Origin of the sequence: Paraglaciecola chathamensis S18K6, assembly GCA_000314955.1 — a bacterium.
GTDB classification, from domain to species: Bacteria; Pseudomonadota; Gammaproteobacteria; order Enterobacterales; family Alteromonadaceae; genus Paraglaciecola; species Paraglaciecola chathamensis.
Genome location: BAEM01000049.1, coordinates 1 through 17069, shown reverse-complemented (window position 1 = coordinate 17069; position 17069 = coordinate 1). Strand labels below are relative to the sequence as shown.

Annotated in this window: 14 protein-coding genes and 1 pseudogene; 10 read left to right on the top strand and 5 right to left on the bottom strand. The window is 44.0% G+C overall.

Annotated elements, in window-relative coordinates; translation table 11 throughout:
* Positions 1-984: 984 nt before the first annotated feature.
* The 3 genes from GCHA_RS17985 (at position 985) to GCHA_RS17975 (ending at position 4147) form a co-directional block, all read left to right on the top strand.
* Positions 985-1755 carry a substrate-binding periplasmic protein gene (locus GCHA_RS17985; RefSeq protein ID WP_007990859.1) on the top strand — a complete coding sequence of 257 codons (771 nt, stop codon included), beginning with the start codon at positions 985-987 and terminating at the stop codon, positions 1753-1755.
* An 85-nt stretch (positions 1756-1840) separates the two neighbouring features.
* Positions 1841-2893 carry an aldo/keto reductase gene (locus tag GCHA_RS17980; RefSeq protein WP_007990857.1) on the top strand — a complete coding sequence of 351 codons (1053 nt, stop codon included), beginning with the start codon at positions 1841-1843 and terminating at the stop codon, positions 2891-2893.
* A gap of 69 nt (positions 2894-2962) precedes the next feature.
* Positions 2963-4147, top strand: a complete 1185-nt coding sequence (locus GCHA_RS17975) for an acyl-CoA dehydrogenase (protein WP_007990855.1) — start codon at positions 2963-2965, stop codon at positions 4145-4147.
* On the opposite strand, the gene GCHA_RS17970 is transcribed toward GCHA_RS17975, so the two are convergent.
* Genes GCHA_RS17970 through GCHA_RS17955 form a run of 4 tightly spaced genes read right to left on the bottom strand, consistent with a single transcriptional unit; the run spans position 4104 to position 9085 of the window.
* Entirely contained in the window at positions 4104-6263 is a 2160-nt protein-coding gene (locus GCHA_RS17970; protein WP_007990853.1) for a putative bifunctional diguanylate cyclase/phosphodiesterase, read from the bottom strand. The genes GCHA_RS17975 and GCHA_RS17970 overlap by 44 nt on opposite strands.
* Positions 6260-6763, bottom strand: coding sequence for a Rab family GTPase (locus GCHA_RS17965; RefSeq protein ID WP_008305138.1), 504 nt, complete (start codon positions 6761-6763; stop codon positions 6260-6262). Before GCHA_RS17965 ends, GCHA_RS17970 begins: the two co-directional genes overlap by 4 nt.
* Positions 6764-6773: 10 nt before the next feature.
* Positions 6774-8543: an OmpA family protein gene (locus tag GCHA_RS17960; protein WP_007990849.1), complete on the bottom strand. Its 1770-nt coding sequence runs from the start codon at positions 8541-8543 to the stop codon at positions 6774-6776.
* A gap of 8 nt (positions 8544-8551) precedes the next feature.
* Positions 8552-9085, bottom strand: a complete 534-nt coding sequence (locus GCHA_RS17955) for an exodeoxyribonuclease VII large subunit (protein ID WP_007990847.1) — start codon at positions 9083-9085, stop codon at positions 8552-8554.
* Positions 9086-9307: 222 nt separating this feature from the next.
* Here GCHA_RS17955 and GCHA_RS17950 point away from each other — a divergent pair, with 222 nt between their 5' ends.
* The 7 genes from GCHA_RS17950 to GCHA_RS17920 all read left to right on the top strand — a co-directional run bounded on the left by GCHA_RS17950 (position 9308) and on the right by GCHA_RS17920 (position 16375).
* Positions 9308-10906 carry an AbgT family transporter gene (locus tag GCHA_RS17950; RefSeq protein ID WP_007990846.1) on the top strand — a complete coding sequence of 533 codons (1599 nt, stop codon included), beginning with the start codon at positions 9308-9310 and terminating at the stop codon, positions 10904-10906.
* 98 nt (positions 10907-11004) lie between these two features.
* Positions 11005-12087, top strand: coding sequence for a ferrochelatase (hemH, locus tag GCHA_RS17945; RefSeq protein WP_007990844.1), 1083 nt, complete (start codon positions 11005-11007; stop codon positions 12085-12087).
* The gene (locus GCHA_RS17940) at positions 12087-12521 is read left to right on the top strand and encodes a DUF4112 domain-containing protein (protein WP_007990842.1); all 435 of its coding nucleotides are present in this window, start codon (positions 12087-12089) and stop codon (positions 12519-12521) included. The genes hemH and GCHA_RS17940 overlap by 1 nt, the downstream gene beginning before the upstream one ends.
* 176 nt (positions 12522-12697) lie before the next feature.
* Positions 12698-14575 carry an ABC transporter substrate-binding protein gene (locus GCHA_RS17935; protein WP_007990838.1) on the top strand — a complete coding sequence of 626 codons (1878 nt, stop codon included), beginning with the start codon at positions 12698-12700 and terminating at the stop codon, positions 14573-14575.
* 48 nt (positions 14576-14623) lie between these two features.
* Positions 14624-15232, top strand: a complete 609-nt coding sequence (locus GCHA_RS17930) for a glutathione S-transferase family protein (protein ID WP_007990836.1) — start codon at positions 14624-14626, stop codon at positions 15230-15232.
* A gap of 10 nt (positions 15233-15242) precedes the next feature.
* Positions 15243-15902: a glutathione S-transferase family protein gene (locus GCHA_RS17925; RefSeq protein WP_007990834.1), complete on the top strand. Its 660-nt coding sequence runs from the start codon at positions 15243-15245 to the stop codon at positions 15900-15902.
* Between the two features lie 41 nt (positions 15903-15943).
* On the top strand, positions 15944-16375 hold the full coding sequence (locus GCHA_RS17920; protein ID WP_007990832.1) for a DUF3859 domain-containing protein: 432 nt from the start codon (positions 15944-15946) through the stop codon (positions 16373-16375).
* 454 nt (positions 16376-16829) lie between these two features.
* Here GCHA_RS17920 and GCHA_RS22925 read toward each other — a convergent pair.
* Positions 16830-17003: pseudogene (locus tag GCHA_RS22925) on the bottom strand (transposase); the annotation flags it as partial.
* Positions 17004-17069 lie beyond the last annotated feature (66 nt).

Below are 17069 nucleotides of genomic sequence, written 5' to 3'. Positions count from 1 at the left end.
AGGCGTTGTTGCAAAAATCATTGCTTAATTAAAGCAAATTGATTTGAAAAAAGGCTGCTAAATGCAGCCTTTTTTGTGCCTGCACGTATTGTGCGGCTCCAAGCGGATTATTCCGTGACAAAATCGTCGGGAACGATTTTATTCATCACGTCCGTGTGACTCACCTGCAGAGCAGGCCAGCTAAAGCTGTTGTGATTTGTTCCAACAAATCTTTATGAACATGCGAAGCATGGCCCGTAGAGCGCAGGCGGCCGCCGCGCGGGCAGGATGCCCGGAGTAACGTGGCCGCACAGTAGGTGCTGGTGTTGTTGCAAAAATCATTGCTTAATTGCTAGCAAGTTGATTTGAAAAAAGCTGCTAAATGCAGCCTTTTTTGTGCCTGTAAGAAAGTTAAATGTCGAGGGTGAACCCATCCCTGGTGTGTCAGCCAGCTCTTAGACTGGTGACGCTCTATGTAACTGTTTACAAAACTTAGTTGAACCCATCCATGGTAGCGCGGTCCAGTGCACACATCCCTGTGTGCCCGTTCAGTCAGGCGGCGCAGTGCGCCTAAACAAACTGACTTCACCCTTGTCAGTCGTTCAACCGGCTGGTGCAGTGCACCAGAAAGCCTCCGATTTCACCCTTTTTTTATGTCTATACAAAACGGGGTTTAACCCGTCCATGGTGATGGAGTCCAGCCCGATATCTCGATAACTGCTCCTGCGTTATTCTACCTTCCACCATCCATGGTGGTCGCCTGTCGGTCGTTCAACCGGCTGGGGCAGTGCGCCAGAAAGCCTCCGGTTTCACCCCTGTGTGCCCGGCCTTCAGGCGAGTCGCCTAATTTTACTTGGTTTATACTCGTCAATTACTTATTGGAATTGGTATTTTTTATCGCTAAAGTGCGATTTCGCGCAGCATTGCTAACTAGCCTCTTTTGCGGATCTGTACAAAAAGCTAAGATTAGCTATTATCAATTTTTGTCTGTAGCTTGAGCGAGATATGTTGAAAGCGTTATTAGCCTTGTTGTTAATCAGTTCCCTTTATTTACCCGTTTTAGCTCAAGTGACTCCGGCTAACAACATTACCCTGAAAGTGGGTGTGCCTGCTTTTGCCCCTTTCGCTTACATTAACGAAGATGGTGAAATGTCTGGCGTAATGGTGCGATACCTTAATTTACTCACAGAAGATACTGGCTTTGAATTTGAGTTAGTGCTTCAACCATATGCTCGTGTGCTCGCTGGCGTAAAAAGTGGGGAGCTAGACATTGCGCTCATTTTTAAAAACGTACAACTCGAAGGGTATGCTGACTTTATAGGGCCTGTGTCGAGTTCCAATGTCATCGTATTGCCTCAGGCTAGCGTTGACCTACAAACCTATGAACAATTAATTTTATTAGGGCGGATAGCGGTTGTTCGAAGTGCCAGCTTTTCTAAAACGTTTGATGAAGATACTAAGCTGCAAAAATTTTCAGTAAAAGATTACAAACAAGGGATAAATTTACTCAGTATGGGCAGAGTTGATGCAGTAGTGGGTTCTGAGGCTGGCATTGAATATAACCTTCAAGAGCTAGGACTAGATATTGCTAACTTTGGTCACCCCTATGTTTTAGCCCAAAAGGAAAACTGGCTTCACTTTTCTAACAAATCTAAACATCGAACGCTAATAAAGCAGCTTAAAGCAACCGTAGCTAAACATTACCAAGATGGCTTGATGTATCAGCTATATAAAGAGGAGTTCCCAGTCGGCGAAGCCATCTCCAGTTTTCCGTAACACTTGTTCACATTTGAAGTTAAAATGTTCTTATTTATATCAGTATAATCAGTGTGTTAAATACCACTATTCACTAGGAATCTGAATGAATTACTCTGAATTGGGCCGCAGTGGTCTATCTGTTTCTCGTGTTTGCTTAGGCTCAATGACTTGGGGCGTACAAAATACACAACAAGATGCAGACCAGCAAATTGAATATGCTTTATCTCAAGGCGTGAACTTTATTGATACGGCCGAACTGTATCCAGTGCCGCCCTCAGGGGATAAATACGGCCATACTGAGATGATTATTGGTGACTGGCTGAAGCGCAATCCAACAAGGCGTAAGGATATTATACTCGCCTCAAAAATAGTTGGCCCAGGACTAAGCTATATTCGCCAAGGCAGTCAAATTTCTGCTGAGTCCGTTATTCAAGCCGTTGATGATTCCTTAAAGCGTTTGAATACTGACTATATAGACCTTTACCAATTGCATTGGCCGAATCGTATTTCTCCCCATTTTGCTAAACACGCGGTAGGACGGGTGCGTTTTTCTGATGCTGATCGAGCAGCAGAAACTGCGCAGATGTTATCTATCTTAGAAGCGCTAAACACTTGTGTTAAACAGGGGAAAATACGCTTTTGTGGACTATCCAATGAAACGCCGTGGGGATTGCAGCAATATTTAAACTTAAGCAAAGAGCATGATTTACCACGTATGGTGTCAATGCAAAACGAGTTTAGTTTACTGCACGCTAAAGACTGGCCTTATCTGATTGAAAATTGTGTCGCTGAAGATGTGGCATATTTACCTTGGTCGCCTTTAGCTGGCGGTGCATTAAGTGGTAAATACTTAAATAATCAACGCCCTGAGGGCAGTCGTTGGACATTCGAACAACGTAACGGTATTTTCAGGGATACCAAAGGGACAGAGGCTGCCATTAGTCGCTATGTAGATGTCGCAAAAGCCCATGGTTTAACACCTTGTGAGCTTGCCCTTGCCTGGTGCGACAATGTAGAAGGCATTACATCAACCATTATAGGGGCGACGAGCATGACGCAGTTAAAAGAAAATATTGCCGCTTTTGCAACACCATTGAGTGAAGAGGCTAAAACGGATATAGCTGAAGTGCTTAAACAATATCCAGCACCGTTCTAATGTCGTTCGAGCTGCACTTGAACTGTTTATTTGCCCAGTGAATATCTGCGAAAGCAAAAAGAGGCCACTATGACTCAACAAGCGCCAAACACATTCAACTGGCAAGACCCTTTGAATTTAAATGCTCAACTCAGTGATGAGGAACGACTTATTCGTGATTCGGCTCATCAATATTGCCAGCAAAAATTGATGCCTAGAATTTTGCATGGGAATCGAAATGAGCATTTCGATCGAGATATTCTGTCTGAGATGGGCGAGCTCGGCTTATTAGGCTGTACTTTACCGCAAGAGTACGGCTGCGCTGGAGTTAACCATGTTAGTTACGGATTACTGGCCAGAGAAGTGGAACGTGTTGACAGTGGCTATCGCAGTGCCATGAGCGTGCAATCGTCATTGGTGATGTTTCCTATTTATGCGTTTGGTAGCCAAGCTCAGAAGCAGCGCTATTTACCTAAATTAGCACGAGGCGAGTGGGTAGGTTGCTTTGGTTTAACCGAACCTAACTCAGGGTCAGATCCCGCTAGTATGCTGAGCTATGCGAGAAAAGTAGACGATGGCTACTTACTCAATGGCAACAAAATGTGGATCACCAACTCGCCGATTGCCGATGTATTTATAGTCTGGGCAAAGTTAGACGGGGTAATTCGCGGCTTTATTCTTGAAAAAGGCATGGCTGGCTTAACCTCTCCTAAAATTGAGGGTAAATTTTCACTACGTGCTTCGATCACCGGCGAAATCGTGATGCAGGATGTGCTGGTACCAGAAGAAAATATATTGCCTGATGTTAAAGGTTTAAAGGGGCCATTTAGTTGTTTGAATAAAGCTCGCTATGGGATTGCATGGGGTAGCTTAGGGGCAGCGGAATTTTGTTGGCACCAGGCACGGCAATATTGCTTGGACAGAGAGCAATTTGCCCGGCCCTTGGCGGCAAATCAGCTGATACAGAAAAAGCTTGCTGATATGCAAACTGAAATTTCCATCGGTTTACTTGCTTGTTTACAAGCCGGCAGATTAATGGATACAAACGGTCTTCCCCCTGAAGCCATTTCACTGATTAAGCGTAACTCCTGTGGCAAAGCGTTAGATATCGCACGGACCGCCAGAGATATGCACGGTGCAAACGGAGTGTCAGATGAGTATCACGTGATCCGCCATGTACTCAATTTAGAAGCGGTAAATACGTATGAAGGAACTCACGATGTTCACGCGCTTATTCTGGGTCGAGCGCAGACGGGCCTATCCGCTTTTGGTTAGAAACGGTGGTATTTAAATAGTCACAGAATTGAGCAAAAGGTAATGGACGACTAAATAAAAATCCTTGGGCGAGATTACAGTGGTTGAGCTGCAAGAAGTTACGCTGCAGTTCTGTTTCTACCCCTTCAGCAATTACATTCAGTTTTAAACTATGGGCCATGGCTATAATCGCTAAAATGATAGCCTTGTCGTTCTCGTCGCTGACGAGATCTTGCACGAACGACCGATCAATTTTGATGTGATCAATGGGTAATTTTTTCAAATACGAAAGCGAGCTGTAGCCAGTACCAAAGTCGTCAATGGACACACTGACACCAAGCTTTCTTACTTCAGTAAGCAAGTACTGCACTTTGTCATAGTTATCCACCAGAACCCCTTCGGTTAGCTCTAATTCCAACTGATCAGGTTGAATATGGCTGTTCTGGATTGAACCACGAATAAACTCTAATAAATGCCTATCGCTTATCTGCCTCGGGGATAAGTTGACTGAAAGTTTACAGCTGTGACCTCTATGATTCAAAGTGCTTATCATTTCGCAGGCGCGTGAAATTACCCATTTGCCAATGGGTACAATTAGCCCTGTTTGTTCAGCAATCGGAATAAACTCGTCGGGGCCGATGCGTTCTCCGTCCAAGCGGTTCCAGCGTAATAAAGCCTCGGCTTTTAAAATGGTACCACTGGTTAGGTCGAGCATGGGTTGCAGAAATAGCTCGAACTCATGATTGGTGATCGCTGTTTGTAATGCGTTTTCTAGCTCAATGATGCGCTGGGAGGCATCTTTAAGTGCTTGAGAGTAAAACTGTACACTGCTTTTAGAGGCTTTTTTTGCATTAAATACTGCAAGATCCGCAAATTTCATCAAGGTTTCTGCGTCATCGGCGTCTCGTGGGAAACTGGCAGCCCCGATATTTAAGCCGATCTCGCAGTGAGTGCCATTGGGCAAATAAAATGGCTGAGTCGCTGCGTCAATTAAGGTGTTGCCTAAGTCGACACATTGCTGTTCGGTCACGGTTTTCTGGCGAATAATCGCAAACTCACCGCCGCCTATGCGGGCAAACATATCGCCTGGACTTACATGAGGGGTTAAGCGTTCTACTAGCTCTTTAATGATTTGGTCGCCACGGGAATGACCGTGAATTTCGTTGATACGTTTAAAGTTCTTAATGTCTAAATACAGCACGTAGAACGGCATGGCATTACTTACCGATTGTTCAAGCTGCATCCAGAAGTACTGACGATTAGGTATATCAGTGAGGGCATCGTAATGGGTGAGCTTCTCATTGTTCTGCAACAGGTGCTTCACTTGTGAGATATCATTAACGATAAATACCCAGTGAGTAATCTGTTGGAAATCGGTTTTTACTGGATAAATGGCTAATTTAATCCATTTACCATTGCCCGGTGGCTGCAACCAAAATAATTCACCGCTCCAGCGACTACCTGTGCTGATAACGCGTTCAAACTCAGGGTACTGCTTTTCAAACAACTCTAAAATTAATCGGTACGGTTCGGACTCAACGGGTGTGAGATGACTATCAAATACGCTGTACAAGGCAGGATTTTGACTAATGGGCTTAAGATTAGGGGTTAGTATTGCCACACCTACTTCGGTTTTTTCAATGACCTCAGTAATCGGCTGCTGAATGCTTTTTAAATCGGATGACTGATTGAGCATTTCATCTAAGCGCTGATGAACATACTCCTGCTGGGCAACTATTTTATCGTTAGATAACAAAAGCTCACGCGCAGATTGTAAGGTTTGTTGTCGCTCTTGAAATTGTTGTTTGACGTTGTTGATTATCAGATAAAAATCGCCGCTTTCCATTGTTGCGAAGGCGTTTAATTTTAGTTCGTTATCAGCAATGCTTTCATTCCAAATTCCAGATTCTATCTTTCCGTAATCCGCATACTCCCAGAATTCTTCAGCCTGCATTAAAAAGTCATCCAGAAACGGGCTGTCTGTTGGTGTTTGAAAAAACTGTTTATCTCTTGCACCAGGAAGGAGTATGTCTAGCCATTCATGTTCGGCGTATACCGCTTCAAATTGATCTACATCAACGCGTTTAAATATACAGCAATCAATGATCCCCAGAGCTTTAAATAAAGATAGTTTCACGAGCCTGCCTCACTTAATAGGTGTTGGGCAAGTGTTGAAAATAAGAGCTCCACATTTGCTCCGGTTTTCGCACTTGTGAGAAAGGTGTAGCTAAAAGGAGCAGACAGCTCTTTGAGCTCATCTTCATCCCAGTGCCATGTGCTGTCTAAATCAGATTTATTGATGGCTAAAATTGCCGGTATATCCGACATATCTCGGGCCAGCTTAAAAATCTCTATTCCCTCTATCAATGATTGCGAGCGGGTTTGGTCGACGACTATGATAATGGCACCTGCGCCGCGCAAGTATTTGGGCTGAAAGCCGCAATAACGATCAATGCCTTCAATATCCCAAAGCATAAACTGCACGGAACCTGCCTCGCATTCGACTTGCTTCTTGTCAATCTTGACACCAATAGACGTTAGGTATTTCTCGGAAAAAATGCCTTCTACAAACTGTTTTATAAGACTGGTTTTCCCAACTCCTGAAGCGCCAAGTAAACATATCTTTTTCTGGATCATAATGGTCTAGCTATCCGTTACTGCGTGAAGCTTGGGTTGTTATTACATTAAATAGCACTTTACGTGCGCCATTTCCTGCATCGGGTACGTCAATTATGCCAATACCAATAGCGTTGAGCTTGTCACTGGGCAGGCCGTATTCTTGCAGGGTGTCTCTCACGGTTTGTGCACGTTTGATGCTTAATACTTCATTATAGGACTGCGATCCTTTGGCGTCACTCGCGCCAATAATAATAAAACTCACATCTAGTTGTGCCTGCCCGGCTAAGCTCAACAACGCCTTTGCGTGGGATGCAAGCGACGCGAGGCTTTGTTCGGCTTGAGGACTAAGCTGTGTGCTGTTGCTAGCAAATTCCACAGAGGTGCTATTTATTAGACTAATTTTAAGCTTAATAAGTGTCATGGCGCTGTCTTTGGTATCGAGAGCCAAGGTGGGCCTATCACTTACTTGAATAGTTGCTAAAAGTGATTGAGGGTCTGTTACGCCAGGAAGTTGAGCTAAATCAGCTGAGAGTGCATGGTGTTGTTGCTGAGTAAGTTCTCCGGTCAATGTATTGCCGTCGCTGGTTAACGCGATTCCAGGATAATTGCTTAATAAGTCACGCAGCCGAGCGTGTATTATCTGGCTTTCTAAAGATAAAAAGCGCTTTTCAGTAAGGCTTATTGCTTCAGCTGGTATTTCATGTGCTTCTAACCAAGTGTTGATAGGCTGCGCATCAGGATCGCGCAAAATATCTAATTTTACCTCTTGTATACCGTCTCTTTGAGCACGAATTAACATGATCCCAGGTTCTTGATTAAGCGCTTGAATTTGATTGATATAGCCTTGTACTAACCATAATTTGTACGCATAAAAACTGGTGCCACAGGCTAGCAGTATCAAGATGCACCAGGCCATCCAGGGTTTCGACTTTTTACCTGTAGCTTGGTCTTTTAATTCTGAGACAAGGCAATCCGTTAATTGCTGATCGCAGTCAGCAAACGCAGACGTATCGCCATTGAAGTCTGCTAGCGGGCCTTCGTATAAGGTGTGAATTTCTTCTATGGTGAGCTGTAACTGGTCAGCCACACGCTGTGGCATATTACCTGTGACAGCAGCAACTAGAACGGCTCTGGGTCCTGCTTTTAACACTAGCGTGAAATCATCAGTTTTGACGATATCTAAACCCTGCTCGTTACCGTCTGCATTTGGTTTAAACGAATCAGATACAAAATCGTTAATCGCGGTAAGCATAGAAGAAATAAGATCTGCATCTGCTGAGGATTGCTGATTGTAAGCCAGGCTATTAAGTAATAGGCCGGTTTCTCGATGTATTAGAAAAACTTGCTCTACGCGATAATTAAAGGTTTGGCTGGCTACATAATTGGCGTAAGGCACCCCAGCTTGCCTTGCTTTAACACGCCATGTAAGACCTTTTATGGTTAAACTATTTTCCAGTAATTGATTGGTACGTTCGATAAACTCAGTTAAAAATGCAGTAACAGATTTACGGACTACGCTACCCACAATAGGGTACAAATAACCAACGAACTGTTCTTTGCGATTGGCAACAGAATATTCTACTGATTTATCTACCAGCGGAGTCATCACCTTTTTAACACTGCCGTCTCTGTCTTGGCGATCTTTAAGGGCTTCTGAAAATACGTCGCTGACAATCTGCCGAGCGTCTTGACGTATAGCGCCGGTAATATGTTGGTTTTCTTCGCCAAACAAAATTTTCCGCAATTCATCCAACTGCGGATCGTGTTCAGACTCGTTACTACTTCCTTGAGTCGGCATGATGAAAGTTACTCGTCATCGCCAGTTTCTAAGTTTGAGGCCACGGTCGAGAGTAATTTAGCCAAGGTCTTGCGGTCAGTTTTAGAAGCATTAAGCTCGTTTGATACTCGTGTGAGCTGGGCAAGAGCCTCTTTAAGTTGTTCAGAGAACTTATTCGATAATGTGGCGATATCTTGGTCGATTCGTTTATGTAATTCATCGTTTTCTTGTTTATTGGCTGCTTCTACCATTTCAAGTTCAGACGACAAATTTTTGTTTAACGTGAACAGTTCATTCGCTTTAGCGTCTTGGCCTTTATCAGCGTTTAATAACTTGTCTTCTAATTGGTCGACATGACTTTCGAGGGCATTTTGCAGTTGGGTAAATTGGCGGGCAGTTTGCTGTTCGTGTTGTTTGAGTTGGGCTTGTAATGCTTTGCCAAGCTGTTCAATTTTTTGCTCAAGCCCTTTCTGTGCATCTCCAAATACAATCTGCCTAAGATGCGCTAATTCAGCAGCGGGTGAAGGGGTGTCCTGTTTATCCTGAGATTGCTTATCAGTCATCTGAATTTCCTTTGGCAGCCACAATATAAAGCCTAATTTTTTTCTTATAACAATAAAGCGTTCTGCCTGATATACAAACACTTTTTTGCTAAAAAGCAGGCATTATGACTAATTTTACAGCAGCGAACATGTAGCTAAGCTGCAAGTCTAACGTTTGCTAATTGAATTAGGTACTATATGTCAGTAACCGTGAAAACGGATAAAAATAATTAAGGAGTCGGTTTGCTAGACGCTAACGAACAGAAAAAACAAACAAACCAAGAGAGCCCTACAGGGTGGTTTTCGCGGTTTTTAGCGACGGTAGAGTGGTTGGGGAACTTGCTTCCGCACCCTATTACGTTGTTCGCAATTTTGGCCACGTCGATTGTGATCATCAGTGGAATATTAGGCTATTTTGATGTCAGTGTGGTTGACCCTAGACCGATTGACGCGAAAGGGCGCGCTCCAGATGGCATGATTTCTGTGGTCTCCCTTCTAAACGCCGAAGGGTTACAACGTATTGTCACTCACTTGGTCACCAACTTTACGGGGTTTGCCCCGCTGGGCACTGTGCTGGTGGCATTACTTGGGGTGTCGGTTGCTGAACACTCTGGGCTTTTATCAACCGCTATGCGCGCCATGGTGATGAATGCTTCAAAACGCATGGTGACCGTTGTCATCGTGCTTGCAGGTATTTTGTCTAATACGGCATCTGAGCTAGGTTATGTGGTGCTAATTCCCTTAGCGGCGATGATCTTTCATTCGTTAGGTAGACACCCTTTAGCTGGATTAGCCGCAGCATTTGCTGGGGTTTCTGGCGGTTACAGCGCAAATTTGCTGTTGGGTACCGTAGATCCTTTGTTGTCCGGTATCACAGAAGCGGCAGCACACATGATCGATCAAGACTACGCGGTAGGGCCAGAAGTTAACTGGTACTTTATGTTTATCAGTACATTCTTAGTTGCAGGAATGGGGGCTTTTGTTACCGAGAAAATAGTCGAGCCACGCCTAGGAAAATATGACCCGAGTGAGGCATCAATTGAGCTAGCAAAACAAGAAATGAGCGCCCCCAGCGCAAAAGAAAAGAAAGCCCTGCGCTGGGCGGGTGTTAGTTTTGTGCTGTTGTGCGCAGTGCTAGCATTAACCATAGTGCCTGAAAACGGTATTTTACGTCATCCTGAAACAGGAGCCGTCGCAGGCTCACCTTTCTTAAAAGGAATCGTAGCTTTTATTTTTGTTACCTTTGCGGTGCCTGGTTTTGTTTATGGCAAAATCGCCGGCACTATGAACAATGACAAAGATGTCATCAATGCCATGTCTAAAAGCATGGGCGCGATGGGCCTGTATATTACGTTGGTGTTTTTTGCTGCTCAGTTTGTCGCTTTCTTTAACTGGACAAATTTAGGCACAGTCCTCGCGGTTAAGGGGGCAGAGTTAATACAAACCATTGGTCTTGATGGTCCTGGGGTGTTCATTTTCTTCATTTTAATGTGCGGAATGGTTAATTTATCTCTTGGCAGTGCGTCGGCTCAATGGGCGGTCACCGCGCCGATTTTTGTCCCTATGTTGATGTTGGTGGGTTTTGCGCCAGAGGTGATTCAAGCGGCGTATCGTATCGGTGACTCAGTCACTAATGTCATATCGCCTATGATGAGTTACTTTGGGTTGATATTGGCCATTGCCGCTCAGTACAAGAAAGACCTCGGCATGGGAACCTTAATTGCCACTATGCTGCCTTACAGTTTGGTGTTTGTGGTAGGGTGGACAATCTTATTTTATGTATGGGTTTTCTTGCTTGGCATGCCTGTTGGGCCGGGGGCAGCGACCTATTACACTGGGTAAATATTTTTTAGTGCCACAAATAACAGTGCATCAAATCCGTTTTATGGTTTTAAACGTATTTTTTGCACTGATTTATCTAACCGAAGTTGAGTAAACGAATGAAGTATCTTTCAAACAGCACATTTACCCATGACCAAGAGGACAAAATTGGTGTATTGGTCACGAATTTAGGTACGCCGGAAGCGCCTGAAAAGGGCGCTTTGAAACGTTATCTACGTGAGTTCTTATCTGATCCTCGTGTTGTAGAAGTGCCTAGGTTAATTTGGTGGATGATACTTAACCTGGTGATTTTAAATATTCGACCTAAGCGCTCCGCTCATGCTTACAGTACGGTGTGGACGGAGCGAGGTTCACCATTGATGTTTCATACTCAAGATCAAGCGGACGCATTGGCTCTGAACATGCAAGAAAAGTATGGTGATAAGGTAATCGTTGATTTCGCCATGCGTTATGGCTCACCTTCGATTGAATCTGTCACGAGAAAGATGCTTGAACAGGGGGTGCGCAAATTGTTGGTACTGCCACTTTATCCGCAATATAGTGGTTCTACCAATGGATCTACTTTTGATGCCCTAAGCCAGGTGCTACGCAAAACGCGCTGGGTTCCTGATGTGCGCTTTGTTAGTCATTATCATGATTTCACACCCTACATCGACGCATTGGTAAACACTATCAATGCGCACTGGGCCAGCCATGAACGAGCAGATAAGCTTATTTTTACCTATCATGGTATTCCAAAGCGTTACCTGACGTCGGGCGACCCCTACCATTGTGAATGCTACAAAACATCGCGATTAGTGGCAGAGAAATTAGGATTGAGCAAAGATGAATATATGGTGACGTTTCAATCGCGTTTCGGCCGCGAAGAGTGGTTGCAGCCATATACTGATCACACGCTTAAATCGTTACCAGAACAGGGGGTTAAATCCGTGCAAATGATCTGCCCTGGCTTTTCAGCTGATTGCCTAGAAACTATTGAAGAAATTGGTATTGAAAACCGAGATTATTTTATGGAAGCTGGCGGCGAGCGCTACGAATATATCGCTGCTCTCAATGCACAACCTGAGCATATCACTGCGCTTAGCCAGTTAATTGAGCAGAACCTAGGGGGATGGCTAACATGCCAACGGAATGCTCCATTAAGTGCTAAGTTAGCGTCTGATTTAGGCAGCCAGAGCTAATGGCTGATTCCGCGGAAATTAAAGCACCTCATGCACTTCGTAGGGCGCAAAAATTAGCACACATGCTTGATACCGCTGTTGGTATTCCTTTCACTAAAATTCGTTTTGGGCTTGATAGTCTCTTAGGGTTGATCCCGGGAGTAGGAGATTTAGTCACAGTTGGTTTATCTGCGCATATAATTCACTTGGCCGGTCAGATGGGGGCACCAATGTCGCTGCGTGCCGCAATGGTCAAAAATGCAGTATTTGATTTTCTAATTGGTTTAATTCCATTTGTGGGCGATATCAGTGATATTTTTTACAAGGGGAATCGTAAGAATATACGCCTTCTAGAGACCTGGTGGGTTAGCACGCACCATCAGCAACTCAAAAACCAAACCGCTGAGATGGTGGATAAATGGGAAAAAGAAACTACAAAGGGTAAGTACGACTAAAGTTAGCCCTTTTTTCGTCCGGATGTGTCAAAAAGCCGTCTTTTGTCTAATTACAAAGCACACTCTAAGCCCCTAAAATTTATTTTGAACCCTTGTTAATGTTCAGACGTGTGTTTGCAGTATTTTGTTTTATCCCTGCGGGCGGTTGATTTATTTGGCATTTTTGGAAATTTTTTATGCGTAAGTTGTTAAGGCTTTTTACCGTCATAGGTTGCTACCTTGCTCTTTCGACAAGTGTGCTGGCAGCGCAAACGTTGTCTGTCGCCATTCTGACTACTGGCGAGCGTCAAACTGACGTTTACCGTCAGGCCTTCTCGGATTTCGAAGAGCAGTTTAGCCGCTACAACGTTCAGGTAGCATTTTACAATGACAAAGATTTTAAGCGATTACTGCCCAGCTGGCTGGAATCTGGTGAGCATGACTTACTGTATTGGCAAGCTGGCGAACGCCTGCAAACATTAATTGAGCAAGATGTTATACAGCCTATTGATACTTTGTTGCCTACAATCGAGCTACAAAGTGCCATACAACCCGCCGTATTCAAAAGTGTATCGAATCAAACCGGTACATACGCTTTGCCTTTTTCTCAATATGGCTGGGGTTTTTACTACAACAAATCTATGTTTAAAGCGCTTAATGTTAGTGTGCCTACTTCGTGGGACGAATTTGTCGCTTTGTGCTTGAACATTAAAAGCCAAGGAGCAAATCCCTTGGTACAGGCAACGCAAGAAGGCTGGCCAGTCCTTGCTTGGTTAGATTTTTTATCCTTAGATACAGGTGGGGAAGCCTATCGTGATCAGTTGGTCAGTGGCCAAGCTGTTCGTAATCAAGACTCCAAAACGTTGTTAGCGCAATTCGATCAGTTATTGGGAGATGGTTTATTTTTTGCGCCGGAAAAACTATGGAGTTGGCAGCAGGCACTTCAAGCTGTGGAGCGTAGTCAGGCCACTATGACGCTGACAGGGCAATTTGTAGAGAGCAGTATTGATCCTCTTCACGAAGAGAACATTGGCTTTTTCCCATTTCCGAAAAAAAACGGGACCAGTAAAGGCGAAGTAGCGCCTTTAGAGGTATGGGTAGTACCTCGTTCAGCACGCAACAAAAATAAACTAACAGATCTATTAAGGTATTTACTTACCAACAATACTACTCACGCGACGAATTTAGACGCGCTTCCCGTCACAAATGAAGACTTTTTACCGCGACTTCCCAATGAGCGAGTTAAACGTTCTGCGGCAGCTCTAACTCAGTCCTCTAATTTAATTCAATTCTTTGACCGGGACGCCGCGCCTAGCTTATCTGAAAATCTTGCCAAGAGCCTGGCCAGCAGTATTCATAGTGATAGCATTGGGCCACTAACAGATGGTCTTTTTCAAGGGCGAAATAGTGATTTTGAAGTTAATTTAGGCTCAGATATTGCCGTACTTCCGCAATTGTACTTTGCTTCACTCACGGGTTTAAAAGAGACTTTTTTCGCCTCAAATTTAATGCAAGATATTTACCGTCAACTGGGCTATCAAATTTCGGTAACCCGTTATACAACGTTGGAAGCCTCACTCAATTCCTATCGATTCGGTATCGATGGTGAGCTCGTAAGAGTAGACGCCTACAAAAAACTGGCACCGTCATTAACCAAAATACCTGAGCCTTTGGCGAATGTGGCTTTTTACCTAGTGTGTAAAGATTTAGAAATGTGCTCCAGTAGTCTTCCTAAGGGCAGTGAAGTATTGGTGACAAATGATCTGCTGGGGGTGAAAACTTGGGCCGAGGAGAACCATTTGAGAACGAAGCGATATGAGTCAATCGAGGCTTTATTTCGCACCTTCAATCGAAGCAGTAAAGGCCTAATGGTACTAGGTGCTAGTGAGATCATAGACAACAGCGTATTACTGACCGACAGCACTTATCGAACAATTATCTCTGTACCCCTTTACCACTATGTGCATAATAAACATAAGGAATTAGTTCCTTTGATAGACAATGCACTGAAAAAATACAAAGCAACAGAGCGCTACCAAGCGTTAAAACAACGTTATTGGTTACAACACTATTAATTAACTGTGTTCATTGCCCAGTGCAGCAACTGACACCGGAGCCGTGAAATGAAAATATACGAAACCAAAACCGCACCTACGCCTCGTCGTGTGCGGTTTTTTCTTGCCGAAAAAGACATTCCGATGGAATACGTTCAGGTCGACATACAAGGTGGAGAAAACCTAAGCCCTGCTATGCGCAACCGTAATCCAATGGCAAAGGTACCCGTGTTAGAACTAGATGACGGCACCTGCATTAATGAATCAGTTTCCATTTGTCGTTACTTTGAAGAGCTACATCCTGAAAACCCATTAATGGGTACTACACCACTAGAAAAAGCACAAATTGACATGTGGCAACGCCAATGTGAGTTTGGCTTGTTTATGCAAATTGGGATGTGCTTTCAACACTCTACGGGTTATTTTAAAGATCGAATGACCCCCGTCCCTGAGTACGGCAAAGTAGCTGGACAGGATGCTACCAAGTTTCTGGAAATTCTTAATACTCGTCTAGCTGACAATGAGTTCATCGCGGGAGATTCATTTTCTATCGCAGATATTACTGCGGTTTGTGCCATCGATTTCGGTCGAGTGGTAAATGTACGCATTGCGCCAAAGCAAACTCATCTGCAGCGCTGGTACGATGCCATTAGTGCACGCGCAGCTGCAAAAGCCTAAAGGATCTCACATGTTTGAATTATATACATCGTCTACTCCAAATGGATGGAAAGCTTCAGTTGCGCTTGAAGAAATGAAGTTGCCCTACGACGTGCACAGCATAAACCTAATGGAGCAGGAGCAGAAAACCCCGGCGTTTTTAGCGCGTAACCCGAATGGCAGAATTCCTGTGCTGGTGGATAAAGACGAAGATAATTTTGCCGTTTTTGAATCTGGTGCGATCATGTTGTATTTAGCAGAGAAAACGGGGCAGTTTATTCCAAGTGACGCTAAAGGGCGCTCGCAAGTGATCCAGTGGTTGATGTTTCAAATGGGCGGAGTGGGCCCCATGATGGGACAGGCTAATGTGTTTTATCGCTATTTCCCGGAGAAAATTCAACCCGCTATCGAACGCTATCAAAAAGAAGGTCGGCGCTTATTCGAAGTATTGGATACGCAGCTAGCAAAGCATGAATTCCTTGTAGGGGATTACAGTATTGCAGATATGGCAAATTGGTGCTGGGTTCGCACATATGAATGGTCAGGTATCGACATTTCAGGTCTCGATAACCTAGTACGTTGGAAGAACAGTATTGAAGCAAGGCCACTTGCGCGCAAAGGTACCCAAGTGCCAGATAAAATCGACAAAGAAACCTTGGTGCAAGGAGCACAAACCATTGTCACTCGCTAATGCTGCTGGCTCAGGTAAGGGGTTAAATAGGGCGCAAAGTAATGTCTAAGTTGCGCTCGTTTTTCGAGATCACCAGTTATGGCATATACAAACACTGGGATGAAAAAGACAAAGCGCTGCCTAAGATAAAAACCTTTACCACGGACATACCAGCCGAGCTTGATATAGAGTTTGGTTTCATTATTAACTGCAAAAAAGCGAAAGGTAAAAAGCTCAGGTACTGCATTTTCCATCCAGATATACCCGACGACAGAGGGGATATAATGCCCCCGTTTGAAGGCGATGTTTATGTAGAAAATAATGACTGGGATTTCTACCTAGGCGACACAATTTGGCCTCCATTAGAAAATAAGCTAGGTGACTGGCGAATGATCATAGAACTAGATGGAAAAGTGCTAGCCGAAAAAACCTTCAGCGTACTAGTAGAACACGGCGATGGTGAAATTCAATTTTGGAAAAAACGAGGTTACTAATACCAATCCGAATTAATGCGTGCCCCTAGAAAGCGTCCAGCGGTTTTCGATTAAGACGCCGCTGTGAAACCATGGCGTGTTATATTTTTAAATATTGAAAGCGCAGCACAAAAGCCGTAGAAACTTTCCTATCACGCGCGGTTGCTAAAACGTTTACTAAGACACCCAAGCTCGTTTACTAAGACACCCAAGCTTAAAATTGTATAATTCGAAAGTCAGTTATGTAGACAGCCATGTTTAATATTGTTTTGACGCTTCAATTAACCAACCGCACTGTTATTTATTGGTAAGAACTGCTCTAGATACTAAATAACTGCGCTTTTGAGCTGAGCAACTGAAGATTTTTTATGAAATGTTGAGCGTTGGGGAGGAATTTATGTGTATTGAAGAAATATAGGCAAGCGCTCATGTCACAATCTGTGCATTAAGTGTATTTGTTGAGATTAGTTTAAGTTTAAGCGCGCTTCAGCAGCTCTTTTGCTTTGCTCATCCCGCGTATTCGTTGATGATGAGTATGACGCTTGAACGCATTCATCATTTGCTCTGCGCCCGCTGCGTAGCAGAAGTGTTTTTCAAATTCAGTGGTTAAGGCTAACCACTGTGCTGAGTCTAGTCCTAGTCTTTCAAGTCAGTTAGATAGACAGCCATGTTTAATATTGTTTTGACGCTTCAATTAACCAACTGCACTGTTATT

Coding starts and splice junctions, on each gene's coding strand:
- GCHA_RS17940 (WP_007990842.1), top strand. CDS start 12,087: ATGGCTGATTCCGCGGAAATTAAAGCACCTCATGCACTTCGTAGGGCG.
- GCHA_RS17955 (WP_007990847.1), bottom strand. CDS start 9,085: ATGACTGATAAGCAATCTCAGGATAAACAGGACACCCCTTCACCCGCT.
- hemH (WP_007990844.1), top strand. CDS start 11,005: ATGAAGTATCTTTCAAACAGCACATTTACCCATGACCAAGAGGACAAA.
- GCHA_RS17920 (WP_007990832.1), top strand. CDS start 15,944: ATGTCTAAGTTGCGCTCGTTTTTCGAGATCACCAGTTATGGCATATAC.
- GCHA_RS17965 (WP_008305138.1), bottom strand. CDS start 6,763: ATGATCCAGAAAAAGATATGTTTACTTGGCGCTTCAGGAGTTGGGAAA.
- GCHA_RS17925 (WP_007990834.1), top strand. CDS start 15,243: ATGTTTGAATTATATACATCGTCTACTCCAAATGGATGGAAAGCTTCA.
- GCHA_RS17980 (WP_007990857.1), top strand. CDS start 1,841: ATGAATTACTCTGAATTGGGCCGCAGTGGTCTATCTGTTTCTCGTGTT.
- GCHA_RS17985 (WP_007990859.1), top strand. CDS start 985: ATGTTGAAAGCGTTATTAGCCTTGTTGTTAATCAGTTCCCTTTATTTA.
- GCHA_RS17935 (WP_007990838.1), top strand. CDS start 12,698: ATGCGTAAGTTGTTAAGGCTTTTTACCGTCATAGGTTGCTACCTTGCT.
- GCHA_RS17960 (WP_007990849.1), bottom strand. CDS start 8,543: ATGCCGACTCAAGGAAGTAGTAACGAGTCTGAACACGATCCGCAGTTG.
- GCHA_RS17930 (WP_007990836.1), top strand. CDS start 14,624: ATGAAAATATACGAAACCAAAACCGCACCTACGCCTCGTCGTGTGCGG.
- GCHA_RS17975 (WP_007990855.1), top strand. CDS start 2,963: ATGACTCAACAAGCGCCAAACACATTCAACTGGCAAGACCCTTTGAAT.